This is a genomic window from Novosphingobium barchaimii LL02, assembly GCF_001046635.1.
Lineage (GTDB): Bacteria > Pseudomonadota > Alphaproteobacteria > Sphingomonadales > Sphingomonadaceae > Novosphingobium > Novosphingobium barchaimii.
Genome location: NZ_KQ130453.1, coordinates 100,434 through 117,489, shown reverse-complemented (window position 1 = coordinate 117,489; position 17,056 = coordinate 100,434). Strand labels below are relative to the sequence as shown.

The following is a 17,056-nucleotide window of genomic DNA, read 5'->3' as shown; positions in this document are numbered from 1 at the left end:
CGCGGGAAGGCACCGGACAGGGTCGTCAGGCAGCCGGCGCCGCGCCGCGGCGGCGATGCACCAGCTGGTAGAGCGCGGGCAGCACCAGCAGCGTCAGGATCGTGGATGAAACGATGCCGCCGATCACCACGGTCGCCAGCGGACGCTGGACCTCCGCGCCCGCGCCGACGTTGAAGGCCATCGGCACGAAGCCCAGCGAGGCGACCAGCGCGGTCATCAGTACCGGGCGCAGGCGGCTGAGAGCGCCCTGACGCACGGCGTCTTCCAGCGCCGCCCCGCCTGCGCGTAGTTCGCGGATGAAGGCCAGCATGACCACACCGTTGAGCACCGCGACGCCGGACAGGGCGATGAAGCCCACGCCCGCCGAGATCGACAGCGGCAGCCCGCGCAGCAGCAGCGCGGCAACGCCCCCGCTCAGCGCCAGCGGAACGCCCGAGAAGACGATGCCCGCATCCCTGGCCGAACGGAACAGCGCGAACAGCAGTCCGAAGATCAGCAGCATCACCGCCGGCACCACCAGCCGCAGCCGCTGGGCCGCCGAGATCAGCTGTTCGAACGTGCCGCCATAGCTGATCCAGTATCCCGCCGGCACCTCCACCTCGCCGCCGACTTTCGCCTGCAGTTCCTCGATGAACGAGCCGAGATCGCGGCCGCGCACGTTCGCCGTCACCACCACGCGGCGCTTGCCGTCCTCGCGGCTGATCTGGTTTGGGCCGATCACCACTTCCACTTTGGCCACGTCCTGCAAGGGTACGAACCCGCGCGTACCTTCCCCGCTGGCCGGCAGGGGCACGCGCAGGCGGCCGATCTCGTCGGCCCGCTCACGAATGTTCTCAGGCAGGCGCACGATGATCGGAAAGCGGCGGTCGCCTTCGAAGACCTGCCCCGCCTGCGTGCCCCCGATCGAGATCGAGACGACATCCTGCACATCGCCCACGTTGAGCCCCAGCCGCGCCAGCGCCGCCCGGTCCGGCGTGATCTGCAGCACCGGCAGGCCGGTCACCTGCTCCACGCTGACGTCGGCGGCGCCTTCGATGCCGCCGGCAACTTTCTCGATGCGCTGGCCCAGTTCGTGCAGCGTGTCGATGTCATCCCCGAACACCTTGATCGCCACATCCGCGCGGACGCCCGAAAGCAGTTCGTTGAAACGCATCTGGATCGGCTGGGTGAACTCGTAATTGTTGCCGGGGATGGTCTCGGCCGCCTTCTGCATCTCGGCAACCAGCTGCGTCTTGGGCTTGCGCGGGTCGGGCCATTCGCTGCGGTCCTTGAGCAGGACGAAGGTATCCGCGACCGAGGGCGGCATGGGATCGGTGGCCACTTCGGCCGTACCGATCTTGGTCACCACCCGCTCCACTTCAGGAAAGCGCTTCAACCGTGCCTCCAGCGCAGATTGCATCCGTACCGCCTGGGTCAGGCTGGTGCCGGGAATGCGCAGGGCGTGAAGCGCGATGTCACCCTCATCGAGGTTCGGGATGAATTCCGATCCCATCCGCGTAGTGGCAAAGCCCGCCAGCACGAACAGCCCCGCCGCGATCCCGACCATCGCCTTCGAACGGGACAGGGCAAAGCCAAGCGCCGGTTCGTAAAAGCGGCGCGCGCCCGCCATGATCGCGCTTTCCTTTTCCTCCACCTTGCCGGTCACGAACAGCGCCACCGCCGCCGGTACGAAGGTGAGCGACAGGACCAGCGCGCCGGTCAGCGCCATGACGACGGTGATCGCCATCGGGTGGAACATCTTGCCCTCCACGCCGGTCAGCGCAAAGATCGGCACGTAGACCAGCGCGATGATGAGCACCCCGAACAGCGAGGGGCGGATTACTTCCGAAGTCGCCGATGCGGCAAGGCCGAAGCGCTCCTCCCGCGACAGTAGCCCACCCTTGCGGTGCTGCGCCTCGCCGAAGCGGCTGAGGCAGTTCTCGACAATGATGACCGCGCCGTCGACGATGAGCCCGAAGTCCAGGGCGCCAAGGCTCATCAGGTTGCCCGAAACGCCGCCGCGCACCATGCCGGTGATGGTCATCAGCATGGTGACCGGAATGACCGCCGCGGTGATCAGCGCCGCGCGCACGTTGCCCAGCAGCAGGAACAGCACGACGATGACCAGCAGCGCCCCTTCCAGCAGGTTCTTTTCCACCGTCCAGATGGCTCGTTCGACCAGATCGGTGCGGTCGTAGATCGGCTTGGCGACCACGCCCGAAGGCAGCGCCTTTGCCGCCGCCGCAAGGCGCTCCGCCGAAGCCTTGGAGATGACGCGGCTGTTCTCTCCCGCCAGCATGAAGACGGTGCCGAGCACCACTTCCCTGCCGTCCTCGGTCGCGGCGCCGGTGCGCAGTTCCTCGCCCATGCCGACGTTAGCGATGTCGGCGACGCGGATCGGAATGCCGCCCCGCGCGGTGACGATGATGCTCTTTAGGTCGTCTATCCCCGCCGCCTGTCCCGGTACGCGGACAAGGTATTGCTCGCCGTACCGCTCGATATAGCCGCCGCCGACATTGGCGTTGTTACGCTCCAGCGCCTGTACCACATCGCCTAGTGTCATCCCGTAGGCGGAGAGGCGTTCGGGCAGCGGGGCGACGTGGTACTGCCGCTCGAAACCGCCGATGGAGTTCACTTCGGTGACGCCCGGCGTATTGCGCAGCTGCGGGCGGATCACCCAGTCCTGCAGAGTGCGCAGATCCTCGGGCGTATAGGCCGAACCGTCCGCCTTGCGGGCGCCGGGTTTGGCCTCCACCGTGTACATGAAGATTTCGCCCAGACCCGTCGAGATCGGGCCCATTTCGGGTTCGACCCCTGAGGGAAGCTGCGAGCGCGCGCCTTGCAGGCGTTCGTTGATGAGCTGGCGCGCAAAGTAGATGTCGGTGCCGTCGGCGAAAACCGCCGTCACCTGGCTGAGGCCATAGCGCGAGACGGAGCGGGTATATTGCAGCCCCGGCAGGCCGGCGATGGCCGTTTCCACCGGGAAGGTGATGCGCTGCTCGGATTCCAGCGGAGAAAAGCCTTCGGCCTCGCTGTTGATCTGGACCTGGACGTTGGTGATATCGGGCGTGGCGTCAATGCGCAGGGCGTTGAAGCTCCACACGCCAAGCGCGCACAGCACCAGCACCGCGGCCATGACCGCCCAGCGAAAGCGGATGGCGGCGGCGATGATGCGCTCCAGCAGAGGAGCGCCGCGCGCGGGGGCGCCGTGAGAACCGAAGGCGATATCAGTGGTCATGGCTGGCCCCCGATTTCTCGATGTCCGCGCGGATCAGGAAGGCGCCCTCGGCAACATATTCGGTGCCCGGTTCCAGCCCGCCCAGCACCTCGGTCCATTCCGGGGTGCGGCGGCCGATCTTGAGCATGCGCACTTCATATGTGTTGCCGACGCGGGCGAAGACCACCTCGAAATCCTGGAAACGCTGGATCGCGCCTGTGCGCACGGCCAGCGGGGCCGCCTGTTCGCCCACCGCGAAAGCCCCCTCCACGCCCATCCCTGCGCGGAACGCCTGGTTGGCCGATTCCGGCAGGTGGACGTGGGCCATCAGCGTCTGGCTGACGAGGTCGGCGGTCGGCACGATGGCCTCGACCTCGGCCTGGAGGCGGGTATCGCCGGAAAGGCTGCGCACTTCCACGCGCTGGCCGGCGCGCACGCGTTCGGCATCGCGCGGATAGATAAAGAATTCAGCGTGCAGCTTGCTGGGATCGGCGACGACGAACAGCGGGGTGTCCCCGGTAACCCCGCCGATATTCGAATTCTTCTCGATGATCACGCCTCCGATCGGGGTGGTGACGGAATAAGTGATAAGCGAATGCTGCGATTCCACCCGCGCCAGGACCTGCCCGCGCGACACTTTCTGGCCCAGTTCGCCGCGCATCCATGTGACGACGCCGGGCAGGCGCGCGCGCACTTCCGCCTTGCCTTCCGGGGTGATCTCGATGCGTCCCGATACGTCGACTATTTCCGCCAGATCGGCGGGCCCGGCCTTCTCCACCTTCACGCCGCCGGCGCGCGCGGCGTCGGCGGAGATGGTCGTGCGGCCTTCGTAGGAGGCATAAGCCCAGCTGTGGCTGCGCCCGCCTTCGGACGCCGTGACCTTGACGTCGAAACTATGCGGTTCGCGCACCGCGCCATTGCCCTTGAGGTAATCGCCTTGAGGCGCAAAGCCAAAGCGATCGACCCGCCCGCCAAGGCGCTTCAGTTCGACCGACAGCTTAACCTCGGAAGGCGTAACCGGCTTGCCGTCCCGGTAGGCATAGACGTGGAATTCCGGTTCCACGCCGTCTTCGAAGATGGTCGCCTCAACGGCGAAATCACCATCGCGCAGCATTCGCCCGCGATGGGGGCCGCGTTCGAATTCTTCCTGGGCCGCTTCGTGGCCTTCGCCTTCCTCGGTGGGTGTTTCGGGATTGCCGCCGCAGGCGGACAGCAGGGTGACGGCGGCCAGGAGGGATAGGGGCAGCCCGGTGTGCAGCAGATATTTCGGGGTCATCAGCGGTTCTCCGCGCTGGAAAGAAGGGAAGCGTGGCGGCCGGTCAGTCGGTCCAGCCGCGCTCCGGCAAGGTGGTAGCGGCGCAGCAGTTCGATCCGGCGCTGGTGCGCCTGGGTGACCACTTCACGCGCGTTGGCAGCCTCGAGGTAGGTGAAGGCAAGGCCCCCGCGCCGCAGCCCATCCTGGATCAGCGATACCGAACGGCGGGCGCCGGGCAGCACTTCGCGGTCGATCCGCCCGATGTCGCTCGCCGTCGCCTCGCGGTTGGCGACAAGGCCCGCGATTTCACGGTCGCGCTCGATGCGCGACACCGCCAGTTCGGCCTCCGCAGCGGTCTGCTCGGCCATGGCGCGTTCGACATTGGCGCGGTTCGCGCGGCGTGTGCCGATCGGGATCGAGGCGCCCACCACCAGCGCCACGTCGCCGTACTGCGCCAGATGCCGCACCGCGCCCTTCAGGGTGAGGTCGGGGGTGCCCTTGCCGTCCTCCATGCGCACGCGGGCGCTGGCGGCATCCCGTTCTGCGTTCAGCAGGTCGAGGTCGGGGGCCTCATGTGCCGGTGGACCGACGAGGTTCACCGCCGTCTCGAACTCGGCCTTGTCGAGCGTGAAGTCGCCCGCGCCGCCCCAGTAAAGGGCAAGCCGGTCACGCGCGATGCGGGCCGCCTGGACCGCCTGATCGCGGGCGATGCGCGCCTGCGCTAAGTCGGTGCGCGCGCGCTGCGCCGCGAACAGCGGGTCAAGCGCGGCCGAAACCCGGCGCTTCACTTCACCCTCCACCGCCTGGGTTGAGCGCAGGTGCTCCTCGGCGACGCCGATGGCCGCCTCGGCGGCCAGGGCATCGACCCAGGCTACCTCGACACGCTCCAGCAGGTCCAGCGTGCGCAGTCGTCCGCGCTGGTGGATGACGCCCAGTTCGGAACGCGCGGCGTCGATCCGCGTATCGCGCTTGCTCGAACGCTCCAGCGTTCGTTCGTACCAGAGCGTGGTCTCGACCATGTTGGCTGGACGGTAGGTGCCGGTGCCGGCGAAATTCTCGGCATCGAAAGCCAGCGCGTCGAGAGGGCGCACCCCGGCCTGACGCACACCGGCTTCTGCCGCTTTCATGCGCGCTGCGGTAGCGCTGACGCTGGGATCGGACTGCGCCGCGCGGTTCAGCACGTCGGCAAGGTTGAGGGTCTGGGCCAGCACGTTCGGGCTGGTGGTCAGGAGAAGAAACGCGCCGCCGATAGACAGCTGGCACAAAGCGCGCACGGCGGCGCGGCTCGAAAGGCAAGTGGACATGAAAAGCCCCCGCTAAAAGGCATGTAAAAGGGTCCGCGCCTACAAGCGACGCGCGGACGGTCAGGCTGCGGAGGGCAAAGTCTTCGGAGGGCGTTCGGGCGCGTGCACGGGCTGGCCGGGGACGGCGGCAACCAGCGGGATGCCAAGCCGCAAGGACGAGGCGGTCCTATCCGCCGTTGGTGCCCCATGAAGCTCCGGCAGGCTCGACCCATGGTCGGCATGATGGTGGTGATTTGCGGGCACGGTGCCTTCGGCGTCGCGCTCGTTCTCGGCCCGCGGTTCGTCGCCAGCGGTATCTACGTGAATATCCGCACCGTCGAGCGTGACCGCGCCAAGCCCTTCGTGATGGTGCGCGCCGTGCACTTCGCCGCGAATGTCATGCTGGATGCGATCGGCGGCGCTCACCCCTTGCACCGCAGCCGAAAGCAGCACCAGAAACAGGCACAGCATCACGCAAAGGCGGTTGAGGGAAAGGCATGGCGATACCGTCACGTCGATCACGCTATAGCCTCCGCGTGCTCCCGGCAAGGCGCTCGACCTCCGCCAGGAAAGCGCGGACAACCCGCAGCGTATCATGCCGTCATTTCCGCCCAGTGAGGCAGGCCGCATCTATCCGCCGACCCGCTGATTCGCCGGCCTGAAACATTACGCTATACCGGCCAGCTCGACCGGGACTATTTCAGGGTCGTCTACTTCTCCGACCAGATCGATCTTAGCCCTTGGCTGACGATGCGCGCGGGCACCAGCTGCGATGAATTGCGCCAGCACTTCCTGATGCGCAGCGACGGCCTGGTCTTCAAGCAGAAGGTCACCAGGTTCTGCCCGCAGGCCGGCGCGGTAGTCCAGCCCACCGATATGCTGGTCGAGGCAAGCGCGGATGGTCATCACAAAGGTTGGTTTGCCAGACTACGTCGCTGGCCAAATGCCCGGATCGCATCGCCTGACGCCCAAGGCGTCCAGGGTCGGTGATGAACTCAGCGCGGCCGCCACCTTTCTTTGATCCCCGCGAAGCGGATTTCAGATCGTCATCGATCGCGGTTGAAGCGTTAATGCTATGTGCCCTAAGGGTTTTCACGAAGACGAACTTTTATGAGGAATGCGTGAGCTGTTTCGCAAAATTGCATGGCCGACGCAGTGGTGCCGGAAAGACCACTGCGATCCTGTCGCATGGGTTTGGCACTGACCAGGACGCATGGGCATCCCTGCGGCCCTGGTTCGAAGAGCGGTTCGACGTCATCTCCTTCGATCTGGCGGGATGCGGTCCCGCTGGCGCGGAGAGCTACGATTTCGACCGTCATGGATCGATGTTCGGTTATGCCGACGACCTGATCGAACTTATCGACGAGCTCGGCGTACAAGGCTGCATCTATGTTGGCCATTCCATGAGCAGCATGATCGGCGCGGCCGCTGCGTGCGCGCGTCCAGAGCTGTTCACGCGCATGGTGATGATCGGCGCATCACCCAGGTATCTCAACGAGGGTGACTACGTTGGCGGTTTCGAACAGGAAGGTCTCGACCAGCTCTTCGCCAGCATGGCCGCCAACTTCCAGGCATGGGTCGCCGGGTTTGCGCCGATGGTCGTGGGCATCGACGACAGGGAAGCGGTGGCCGACTTTTCGCGCACCCTGTTCCAGATGCGACCGGATATCGCCCTCAACACCTCTCGCACCATCTTCGGATCCGACATGCGCAGAACCGCCCGCCGCGTTCCTACGCCGGTCCATTTGATCCAGACCGCCTCGGATGTCGCCGTGCCGCTACAGGTGGGAGAATGGCTTGCCGCGACGATCCCGGACGCCACCCTCGATATCATCGATGCCTCCGGTCATCTCCCGCACATAACGGCGCCAGTCGAGGTACTTCGGATCATCGAACAAAGACTGGCTGGGATTTTATCGTGACACCTTCCTCAAGCGAAGCACTGTACGAGCTGTGCGGCTTTGCCAGGGTCGCATGCGACGCTGCCCTTGTGATAGCCTTGGAAGTGGATGATGCCGGACGCGCAGCCCCCGTCGCGTCTTCTCCGCCGCATGGCTTCAGCAGCTTCAACCTCGCGCGAAGCGGAGTATTTGATGTCGAATGGTCCGCCAGCCCTGACGGAGCGGACAAGTATCGACTTCCGACGGCTGTGGTGGATGCATTGCCTGAAATGCCGGGCGCCCTGCTCTTCGTACCAGCCCCTGTCGAGCATGCACCGCGCAGCGGCCTGCTGCTCTTGTGGACCCAGCCTGCAGTTCCGACGCCGCTCGTCGAGCATGTGCGGCTACTGGCCAGCAGCGTAGCCAGCACGCTCGCCGCTCGCCGCGAGGCCGTCCGGCAGGTCGCGATGCGCGACCAGTTCAACGATCTGCTGGAAAGCGTCCCGTCCGGCATTGTCCTGTTCGATGGCGATGGACAAAGCGCGATGATCAACGAGCGCGCGGCTGCACTGCTCGCGTGCAGTTCAGGATCTCACCGCGCGAGCGATCTGGCCGCTCCCATGCGTGCCCTTCGCCAACGGTGCGACAACCACGCCGAATTGGAAACAACGTATGCGGCGCAGGTCGGAAATGTCCATTACGCCGCGATCCATCACTGGGTATTGGGTGACAGGACATACGAGGTGGATACCCATCCCGTGAGCGGCGATGGGCAGCATGGGCGCATTTGGCTGTTCACTGATGTCACCGCTGAGTTGCGGATTGCGGCCAAACTGCGCGGTCTGGCTCAATCGGATCCGTTGACCGGCCTGCCTAATCGGCGTCACTTCGAAGAACATTCAATTCAGATATTAACAGCTGCGGGGGCAGCGGCGCGGATCGTTGCGCTCTTGATGGTCGACGTGGACCACTTCAAGCGGATCAACGACACTCACGGCCATCCGGTAGGTGACGCCGTGCTGAAAGCCGTGGCCGGAAGATGCAACGATGTCCTGCGCGACGGCGATCTTTTCGCTCGTTTTGGAGGCGAAGAGTTTATTGGAATGTTGACTATAGCTACGGAGAACGAGGTGGCCGTCGTTGCCGAGCGGTTACGTTGTAACCGCTGATCCTGTCCCACGCATTGGTGGTGGCGGGATTTATATCAGGCTGCTGGCGTCATGCGCGCGAAGGCGCACTGGTCATTGATCAGCGAGATGATTTGCGGGACCATGCGCCACGTATCGACTAGTGCCAGATTGGCGCTCGGATCACCCAGTTGTTCGATCCATGACGGGCCACCTGTAATGGTGCTGTGGCCAAGCAGTGCCGCGAGCGGGTAGCCGAACTGCGGGTCGGCGATGAAGGGCTTCCACGCCTCCATGTCGAGATGCATGGCTGTGAAGAACCCGTTGGCGAAGTCCTCGAGCAGTACCTCGCCTTCCTCGGTGCGCATGTAGATCGGCGCGTACGCCTCGGGCTTCTCGGCAAGCTCGATGCAGATGCGGTTATACCGCTTGAGGATCGTTCGGCGCGCAGGCGCCGAGCGCGCGTTGAGAGCGTGCTCGCGCAGGATGCTCTTAATCCATACGTCGGGGTCAATGACGCTGGGGCCTGCGGCGACTGCGGCCAGGAAGCCGTCGATCGATGAGACGCCAGCTACGGGGGGATCAAGCTCGTCGAGCCATATCTCGAGCTGTTCGAGCGAGAGGGTCCGGCCCTGCGATGTGCGAGGTTTGAAGTTCATGCCGCCAGCGCTTTTACCGGTTCTGCCGCCGGCCGCCAGTTCCATGGGAGCAAGATGTCCAGTTCGTTGATCTTCACAGCGCCCGTGACGATACGCTCCAGCACGTCATTCAGCCAGGTGTAGGGATCCAGGCCCCCCAGGCGAGCCGTCTGGAGAAGCGATGCCATGACGGCCCAGGTCTGAGCTCCTTCCTCGCTACCAGCGAAGAGGCTGGACTTGCGGCCCTGGGCCACATTTCTCATGCCGCGCTCGACGGTGTTGGTATCGACCTCGATCCGGCCGTCTTCCAGGAACAGGGTTAGCCCCTTCCAGTGGTTGAGCGTGTAGCGCATCGCCTTGGCCAGGTCGGACTTGGGCGACAGACCTGGAAGCATGATGTCGATCTGCGCCTTGATCTTCGCCATGACGTCGGCGGTTTCGGCGAGACGAGCCTGGAGGCGCTGTGCGGCGGTGCCTTTGCGCACACGCGCCTCGATCGCGTAGACCTCACCGATCAGGGTAAGGATCGCCGCTGCCACCGGCGATGGCGATTTGCGGAAGGCATCGACGAACTTGCGCCGGGCGTGGGCAAGACAGAAGGCGAGTGTGATCTTGCCTCGGCCCGGACCACCGCGCACAAGCGCCTTGTAGGCACCATAGCCGTCGACCTGGATAACGCCCTGGTAGCGGGCGAGTTGTTCGAACGCCTCGGCATGCCGCCGTCCGCGAGCATGGATATACACCACTGCCGGATGGGCCGGGCCTGACCACGGTCCGTCATCACAAGCGTGCGCCCAGAACTGTGTCGTGCGGGTTCGTCTTCGCCCTTTCTCGAGGACCGGCATGCGGGTCTCATCGCAGAAGATCCGGGACTGGCTGTGGATGTAGGCAAGCAGGCGATCATAGAGCGCCTTCACCCACCATGCGATCTTACGCATCCAGCGGCTCGGTAACGCCCGATCGAGGATGACGCCCTGGCCTGCGAGCATCTGCAACTGCCGATTGAGCGGGATCGACCAGGCGTAGCGCGCCGTCGCCATCCAGGCCAGCGTCGAGGTAGTGACCATCGAGCCTGGGATCGCGCGGCGCGGCGCCGGCGCTTGAACGACGCCCTCCCGGCATTCCCGGCAGGCGTAACGAGGGCGCACTGTGCGGATGACGCGAACGATGGCCGGCACCCAGTCGAGTGCCTCACTGGCATCTTCGCCGATCCTGTGGAGCTTGCCGGCGCAGCAGGGGCAATCCAGCGTGTCGGGATCAATCACGCGCTCCACGCGCTCGATATGGGCCGGCAGTGCCATCAGGCCGCGCTTGCGGCGTGGGCGACCGACGGCAGGCTTGTCTTCGGCGTCGCCATCGTCGTTGGCTGCGGTAGCCGGCGTGGTTACGAGGTCGCCGAGATCAAGGAGACCTTGATCACCCAGGATGACGCTGGCGCGTTCTGAACGGCTGCCGAAGGCCTGGTGGGCCATGCCTTTGAGCAGTGCGCGCAGTTGGGCGTTTTCTGCCTGCAGTTCACGCACCAGAGCCGCCATTTGCTCCATATCTTCAGGGAGATCGTCGGCTTGGGCGGGCATGCCTGACTATACCACACCGACTCCTCGTCGCCACAGAAAACCGCAGATATCAGCCAAAAATCAGGGGTCTGCGCACCTCGGGTGCGGGCAGTTTCTTCCAATCCAGACCCGACAGCAATGCCGTGCATTGCGGTCCGCTCAGGACCATCGTGCCGCCTTGCACGGCAGGCCAGTAAAACCTTCCTCGGTCGAGCCATTTCGTCGCCATAACCGCGCCTGACCCGTCATGACGGAGCAACTTCACCTTATCCGCGCCCTTGTTGCGGAACACGAAGACATCGCCCGCGCAGGCATCATGCCCCAGCACGTGCGTCACCAGCCCCATCAATCGGTTAATCCCGGCTCTGAAGTCGACCGGCTGTGTCGCCACGAAGATCCGTACGCTTCCGTCGATCGGGATCATTCCCGGATCGCCGCCAGTACCGCGCGCAGGTGGTCCATCTCGACCGCGCCCATGATCCGAACCGTCACGTCTCGTACCACCAACTCCAAGCCGCCAGGTTCGAGTTGCTTCTCCTGAGCCAGCGTGACGGGTACGAACCGCAATTCCTCGACGGCTCCTGCTGCTCGCGCTTGCCGACGCCAATAGTGCAAAAGGCCAAGGCCGACGCCGTTATCGCGGGCGACCTGCGCCACAGTCATTCCTGGCACAAAGCTCTCAGCCAGAATGCGGTCGCGTACGTCATCCGGCCAACGCTCGTAGCGCCGACGTCCGGGCGGCAAACTGACGGTCAAACGCGCAGTTGTACTGTGCGACGCACACGTCAAACCGCCGTTTGACCCTGCATCAATTTCATCCGACATTGCCCGATCTCCTCCTCGTCTCGGGCGAGCCTAACCATCAGCAAGCTCTCGGAATACGTGGGGCGGGTGCAGCGGTTACGACGACATCGGCGCGACTGACCGGGCACACTTCAGCCACATCGACGCGCCCACCGACGCTGGCGAGCATCGGGAAGAGATCATGGAGACGCCGGGCGATGACATGGATGACGTCGCCTTCGCGCTGGACCTGCCCCCGTACCCCCATCATGATCTGCGGACACGAAATCGCCACGCATCCTTCAACTCTGGTTGCACTCGATCCCTATAGCCGCGACATCGATATGCCAAATGGTCATCAGAGGAGGCGCAATTCAATGGCAACTTCGGAAGACGGTGAAATCTATCGCCGGGGACAGGAATTGACCGTGACCTTCCAAGCCCGACCGGAGGATCTGGCGTTCCTGCGGCAATGGTCGGACGCGGTGCCGACCTTGTATTTTCTCGACATCTGCGCGGCCAATATCACGAAGCAAGCGCGCGAAACGCACGAACGCGATTCCCGCAAGCTCGCCTTGTTTGATCGGCTCACCGCGCTCGATCTACCGCAGAACACCTTCTCTTATCTGCTGGCGTTCATCGAAAAGGTGAGCGACCCGCGCAACGCCATGACCGATGCCGAGCTCGAGGCGCAGATACTGGGGGACATGGCTTCGCTTCGCGCCTTCTTCACCAAGGCGCACGTCGCCGAGTCCGATGGCTTCTTCACCGAATATTTGCCCGAGCTCAGGGGCGCGCCGCACGAACTGATGCAGGATGCCTACCTCCAGTTCATTCGCGCGCTGAATGATCGGTTCGGTCTGCAGAATCCGGTCGCCAAATCGCGCCGCTTGACGACGGCGACGGAGATGCTCGAACTCGCGGATAGCCTTTCAATCGCGCGTTATCATCCGGTTGTCCTTGTGGCGCTCGGCTGTCTCTATGAGAACCGGGCCGCGAAGAAGGTGATGAAATTTAGGGAGGATGCTGCCCTCTTTAACGCTGAGAATGCGCTCTCCGACATAATGACAGTCGTCCGCTTCCTGCCTCGTAAGCTGGAGATCGAGCATATCGGTCGAGAGCGCCAAGTCGGCTGGGCGCGTTCGTCCTACATTACCGACGACAACGGGCTGAGTCAGATACTCCGCTGTTGCGCGGCGTTCTGGACGAGAAAGCGCGACAATCAAGATGAGAATCCGGTGTGTCGGGATCGGCGTAGGGCGTAGCCCGTAGCCGGTCCCGACACACCGGAGGCACTCTTTGCCGGGTGCCTGTGATGGTCGTGGTGGCCGCTATGCATCGGGTTTTCCGGGGAGGAGGACTGGGCGTGTGGCCGGCCGACACATCAACGATCATCAAGTGAGACTTTTCATGACCAACCGACGTTATGACCCCGTCGCCCTGGCGGCGGCGAAGGCCGGGTTCAGTCCGGCGACGGGCTATCGGGTTCTGCAGGCCACCCAGCTGCCATCGCAGCGGCAAACACCGCGCAGCCGGCGCCGACCCGATCCCCTTGCCGGTATTTTCGATGAAGTTGTCGTGCCGATGTTAGAGGCTGCTCCGGGCCTTCGGCCCATAGCGATCTTCGAGGAGCTGCGGCGCCGATATCCCGAGACGGAGTTCGGCTCCCGGCGAACGCTAGAGAGGCGCATTCGCGACTGGCGCGCCATGAACGGGCAAGATCGCGAAGTCATTTTCCGACAAGTGCACGAGGCCGGGCGGCTCGGCCTGTCCGATTTTACGTGCATGGACGATCTGGCAGTTTCGATCGCCGGACAACCCTTGGACCACCTGCTCTATCACTTCCGGCTTCCTTGTGGCGGCTTCGAACACGGGCACATCATCCTGGGCGGCGAGAGCTTCGTTGCCTTGGCCGAAGGGCTGCAGAACGCGCTCTGGTCCGCAGGCGGTGCACCGAAGCTTCATCGTACCGACAGCCTCTCGGCCGCCTTCCGCAATCTGGACGCGGATGCCAGGGTCGACCTGACCAAGCGTTATGACGCGCTCTGTGACCATTATGGAATGGAGCCCACGAGGAACAACCGGGGCGTTGCCCATGAGAACGGCGCGATCGAGAGTGCTCATGGTCATATCAAGGCTGCCATAAGGGATGCGCTGCTGCTGCGCGGGAGCGCCGATTTCTCCGACCTTGCCGACTATCGCCGCTTCATCGACGAGGTCGTAAATGCACGCAACCGGCGGCACGGCCCCGGGATCGATGCCGAACGCAAGTTCCTACAGCCGCTGCCGGACGTGCGCACCACCGATTACGAGGAGGTCCTCGTGACGGTCACATCCTCGGGCGGCTTCACGTTGCGCAAGGTGTTCTACACGGTCCCATCCCGCCTGATCGGGCACCGTTTGCGGGCTCGCCTGTATGATGACCGCCTCGACCTCTTCATCGGCGGCACGAGACTCATGACCCTGCAGCGCGGGCGCGCAGGCATGAACGGCAAGCACGGTCACGTTGTCGATTACCGTCACGTCATCCATTCTCTGCGCCGTAAGCCCATGGCCCTGCTAGGGCTGGTCTATCGCGATAGCCTATTCCCGCGAGAGGCCTATCGCCTGATGTTCGACCACCTGCTGGAAGTTCAGGGCGAGCGGGAAGCCTGCCGCACCACCGTCGAACTTCTGGCCATGGCCCACGAACGTGCATGCGAGGCCGAACTCGCGGGGCTCCTGACCGAGGACCTGGCCGCGCGCCGAACGCCCTGCCTGACAACCTTGCGGGCCCGGTTCTGTCCGGACCCTGCCGATCTGCCCGAAGTCGTGGTCGAACTGGTGCCGCTCTCGATCTACGACGGACTTATCGAACAGGGAGAAGCCGCATGAACGCAACTCCCATGATCGATGCACAGCGTCTTAGCCTCATGCTCAACGAACTGCGCCTGCCCACCATCAAGCACATCTGGGCGGACTTCGCCGCCCAGGCAGACAAGGAAGGATGGCCCGCCAGCAGATTCCTCGCCGCGCTGGCCGAGCACGAACTCGCCGAACGCGATCGGCGTCGGATCGAACGCCACCTAGCAGAGGCACATTTACCCGCAGGCAAGACCCTCGACTGCTTCGCCTTCGATGCCGTGCCGATGATCTCCAAGGCCCAGGTCATGGCCCTGTGCGCTGGCGATGGTTGGCTCGAGCAAGGTGCCAACCTCATCCTGTTCGGTCCGCCCGGCGGCGGCAAAACCCACCTCGCCGCAGCTATCGGCCTGGCGCTGGTAGAGCGGGGCTGGAGGGTTTTGTTCACCCGGACCTCCGACCTCGTGCAACGCCTGCAGGTCGCGCGGCGCGAACTCGCGCTCGAATCCGCGATGGCCAAGCTCGACAAATACCACCTGCTGGTTCTCGACGACTTCGCCTACATCTCGCGCGACCAAGCCGAGACATCGGTGCTCTTCGAGTTGATCAGCGCGCGCTACGAGCGACGGTCGTTGCTGATCACCGCCAACCAGCCCTTCGGCGAGTGGAACAGGGTCTTCCCCGATCCCGCGATGACGCTCGCCGCTGTCGACAGGCTCGTCCACCACGCCACCATCTTCGAGATGAACGTCGAAAGTTACCGGCGGCGCACCGCTCAGGCCAGACGCACCGGTGCCGGGCGGCCCGCCGCATACACCACGCCAAAGGTTCTCGAGACCATCCGCGACAATCAGGATGAGAACGACGAACTTGCCAGCGACAATCTAAACAGGCACTGATCGACGCGCCGCGACAATCACATTCTCATCCTGATTGACGCGCGATCATCATCCAGTTTGTCGCGCTACACTCCGCTGCTTCAAGGGCGAAGCGGTTCGGACCGAAGCCGTTGGCGATGTGCACCAAACGCTGATCCGTGGCACGGTAGACCTCGACGCATTGTTGCCAGAGCTTGGACCTCCATCAACTGAGGAGATTGAGGGAAGCAGCGGCTGCGATGCGACGATGGCGAGCGAGCGAGTGCAGCTGATTGCGTTGCTTTCCCAATAGCTGCGCTGCCCAGTGAACCGGCAGGCAAGCCCGTCCGGGTGTTCAATGCTTGCGAAGGCCGAACTCGGCGATGAGGGCCGGCCGCGCGCTCAGCAATCGTTCGAGATGGCTCTCAGGCCACATCTCGATCCGGGGCGCCTCGCCCGACCCATTGTGCTTTTCGATCCAGGAGACCGCATCGGTCGTGAACCGACCGCTGGTTGCGATAATCAGCACGCTGACCGGCGGGTGGTCCCACAGCTTCATCTGCTCCTTGAGCGTCGCGACGTCCGACAGGCCAACGCTCTTCGTCGTCCAGTGCTTGCACTGGATGATGACGCGCTGGCGGAGCGTCCCGGTAAGCGCATCTTCGATCACACGGTCGACAGAAAGATCACGGCCACGGTCGGTCGCGTTCGTGTTCATCAGCCACGCCGGATTTTCGTAACCGGGTTCGTTGCTGATCAATGCGTAAATCAGGCGCTCGAACGTCGCATCGTCGATATTGCCCCACGACAAAGCGGTTGAGATCGGCCCGGATGGCCGGGCGGCCACCAGTGTCGACAGATCCGCCACCTTGATCGGCATCGCCTCGTTGACGCCGTACAGCCCCTTGCGCAACTCGGCCTTTACCTGTGGCCAATCGGCATTCTCGATGTCGTGGAGATCGCCTGGATAGCCGAAGCGAATATGCCGGCGCATATCGCTCCAGCGTGTCGGTCGCTTTACGCTGGATCCCAGCAACACCTCGACCTGCTTCACATGTTCGCGCAGATTGCTCCAGAGTGCGTCCTCAATCTGCTCGCGGTGCTCTGGCTCCGGCCCCACTGCGGCCCTTATCGTGCGCAGGTCGTCGTCGATCGCGTCGATCAGCCCCACAAGGGCGTCGCGGATCAGCGCCTTGCGGGTATTGTTGAACCGGAAGCGATACTCGCGAAGCTCTCGGCCCGGATCCGTGATGCCGCGTTCGACAGACTGTTCAATGCCGAACTCGCCAAGCTCCGCCGCGTCGATTCGGTTCTGTGCGATCGTATCGAGATCAAGGGGCCGGGCGGTCGGCTTCCATCCGTCCAGCATCGGCAAGCTCTCCAGGAGCAAAGCGTAGGATCGCTGCCGATCTTCATATTCGATATTCTCGCCGAACGAGATGCCCCCGGGGATCATACCCTGAAGCTCCTCCCACAGGCGCTCGAGTTTGACGAGATTGGCCTCAGTCGCCTCGAAAATCTCCAAGGCGTCCATCAATGAGCTGTTCGTCGGCGCTTCGGACATGCTGCTCCTTTTGGCGGAAATCCCCGGATCTGACCTTGCCGTCGGCGACCCCGTCATTCGAAGTTGAAGATAGCGT

The 17,056-nt window shown here is 64.0% G+C and carries 16 protein-coding genes; 5 read left to right on the top strand and 11 right to left on the bottom strand.

Going from position 1 to position 17,056, the window contains the following annotated elements:
- Window positions 1–25 precede the first annotated feature (25 nt).
- From V474_RS07495 to V474_RS07475, 5 genes are all read right to left on the bottom strand, one after another.
- Window positions 26–3,217, bottom strand: coding sequence for an efflux RND transporter permease subunit (locus tag V474_RS07495; RefSeq protein WP_059150916.1), 3,192 nt, complete (start codon window positions 3,215–3,217; stop codon window positions 26–28).
- The gene (locus tag V474_RS07490; protein ID WP_059150915.1) at window positions 3,207–4,472 is read right to left on the bottom strand and encodes an efflux RND transporter periplasmic adaptor subunit; all 1,266 of its coding nucleotides are present in this window, start codon (window positions 4,470–4,472) and stop codon (window positions 3,207–3,209) included. The genes V474_RS07495 and V474_RS07490 overlap by 11 nt, the downstream gene beginning before the upstream one ends.
- Complete coding sequence (locus V474_RS07485) at window positions 4,472–5,755, bottom strand: TolC family protein (protein ID WP_059150914.1); 1,284 nt, start codon at window positions 5,753–5,755, stop codon at window positions 4,472–4,474. The genes V474_RS07490 and V474_RS07485 overlap by 1 nt, the downstream gene beginning before the upstream one ends.
- A gap of 60 nt (window positions 5,756–5,815) precedes the next feature.
- Window positions 5,816–6,331 carry a hypothetical protein gene (locus V474_RS07480; RefSeq protein WP_236710882.1) on the bottom strand — a complete coding sequence of 172 codons (516 nt, stop codon included), beginning with the start codon at window positions 6,329–6,331 and terminating at the stop codon, window positions 5,816–5,818.
- A 69-nt stretch (window positions 6,332–6,400) separates the two neighbouring features.
- Window positions 6,401–6,640: a hypothetical protein gene (locus V474_RS07475; RefSeq protein WP_059150912.1), complete on the bottom strand. Its 240-nt coding sequence runs from the start codon at window positions 6,638–6,640 to the stop codon at window positions 6,401–6,403.
- An 83-nt stretch (window positions 6,641–6,723) separates the two neighbouring features.
- On the opposite strand from V474_RS07475, the gene V474_RS07470 reads away from it, so the two are divergent.
- Both V474_RS07470 and V474_RS07465 read left to right on the top strand, forming a co-directional pair.
- Window positions 6,724–7,656 (top strand): alpha/beta fold hydrolase, encoded by a 933-nt coding sequence (locus V474_RS07470; protein ID WP_236710880.1) that lies wholly within the window; start codon window positions 6,724–6,726, stop codon window positions 7,654–7,656.
- 83 nt (window positions 7,657–7,739) lie between these two features.
- Window positions 7,740–8,783: a GGDEF domain-containing protein gene (locus tag V474_RS07465; RefSeq protein ID WP_236711142.1), complete on the top strand. Its 1,044-nt coding sequence runs from the start codon at window positions 7,740–7,742 to the stop codon at window positions 8,781–8,783.
- A 35-nt stretch (window positions 8,784–8,818) separates the two neighbouring features.
- Here the strand turns inward: V474_RS07465 and V474_RS07460 are convergent, their stop codons facing one another.
- The 5 genes from V474_RS07460 to V474_RS24860 are packed head-to-tail and all read right to left on the bottom strand — an operon-like array spanning window position 8,819 to window position 12,013.
- Complete coding sequence (locus V474_RS07460; protein WP_059150816.1) at window positions 8,819–9,400, bottom strand: UPF0149 family protein; 582 nt, start codon at window positions 9,398–9,400, stop codon at window positions 8,819–8,821.
- A complete protein-coding gene (gene tnpC / locus V474_RS07455) occupies window positions 9,397–10,956 on the bottom strand; it encodes an IS66 family transposase (RefSeq protein WP_059150576.1) in 1,560 nt (519 codons plus the stop codon). The genes V474_RS07460 and tnpC overlap by 4 nt, the downstream gene beginning before the upstream one ends.
- 49 nt (window positions 10,957–11,005) lie before the next feature.
- A complete protein-coding gene (tnpB, locus tag V474_RS07450) occupies window positions 11,006–11,359 on the bottom strand; it encodes an IS66 family insertion sequence element accessory protein TnpB (RefSeq protein ID WP_043980823.1) in 354 nt (117 codons plus the stop codon).
- Window positions 11,356–11,760 carry a transposase gene (locus tag V474_RS24865; protein ID WP_082058011.1) on the bottom strand — a complete coding sequence of 135 codons (405 nt, stop codon included), beginning with the start codon at window positions 11,758–11,760 and terminating at the stop codon, window positions 11,356–11,358. The genes tnpB and V474_RS24865 overlap by 4 nt, the downstream gene beginning before the upstream one ends.
- Before the next feature lie 37 nt (window positions 11,761–11,797).
- Window positions 11,798–12,013: a hypothetical protein gene (locus V474_RS24860; RefSeq protein ID WP_236711158.1), complete on the bottom strand. Its 216-nt coding sequence runs from the start codon at window positions 12,011–12,013 to the stop codon at window positions 11,798–11,800.
- An 82-nt stretch (window positions 12,014–12,095) separates the two neighbouring features.
- Here V474_RS24860 and V474_RS07440 point away from each other — a divergent pair, with 82 nt between their 5' ends.
- From V474_RS07440 to istB, 3 genes are all read left to right on the top strand, one after another.
- On the top strand, window positions 12,096–12,983 hold the full coding sequence (locus tag V474_RS07440; RefSeq protein ID WP_082699656.1) for a hypothetical protein: 888 nt from the start codon (window positions 12,096–12,098) through the stop codon (window positions 12,981–12,983).
- A 103-nt stretch (window positions 12,984–13,086) separates the two neighbouring features.
- On the top strand, window positions 13,087–14,592 hold the full coding sequence (gene istA / locus V474_RS07435) for an IS21 family transposase (protein ID WP_059150909.1): 1,506 nt from the start codon (window positions 13,087–13,089) through the stop codon (window positions 14,590–14,592).
- Window positions 14,589–15,458 (top strand): IS21-like element helper ATPase IstB, encoded by an 870-nt coding sequence (gene istB / locus V474_RS07430; RefSeq protein ID WP_059150908.1) that lies wholly within the window; start codon window positions 14,589–14,591, stop codon window positions 15,456–15,458. Before istA ends, istB begins: the two co-directional genes overlap by 4 nt.
- A gap of 313 nt (window positions 15,459–15,771) precedes the next feature.
- Here the strand turns inward: istB and V474_RS07425 are convergent, their stop codons facing one another.
- Complete coding sequence (locus V474_RS07425) at window positions 15,772–16,980, bottom strand: restriction endonuclease (protein ID WP_059150907.1); 1,209 nt, start codon at window positions 16,978–16,980, stop codon at window positions 15,772–15,774.
- Window positions 16,981–17,056: the final 76 nt, after the last annotated feature.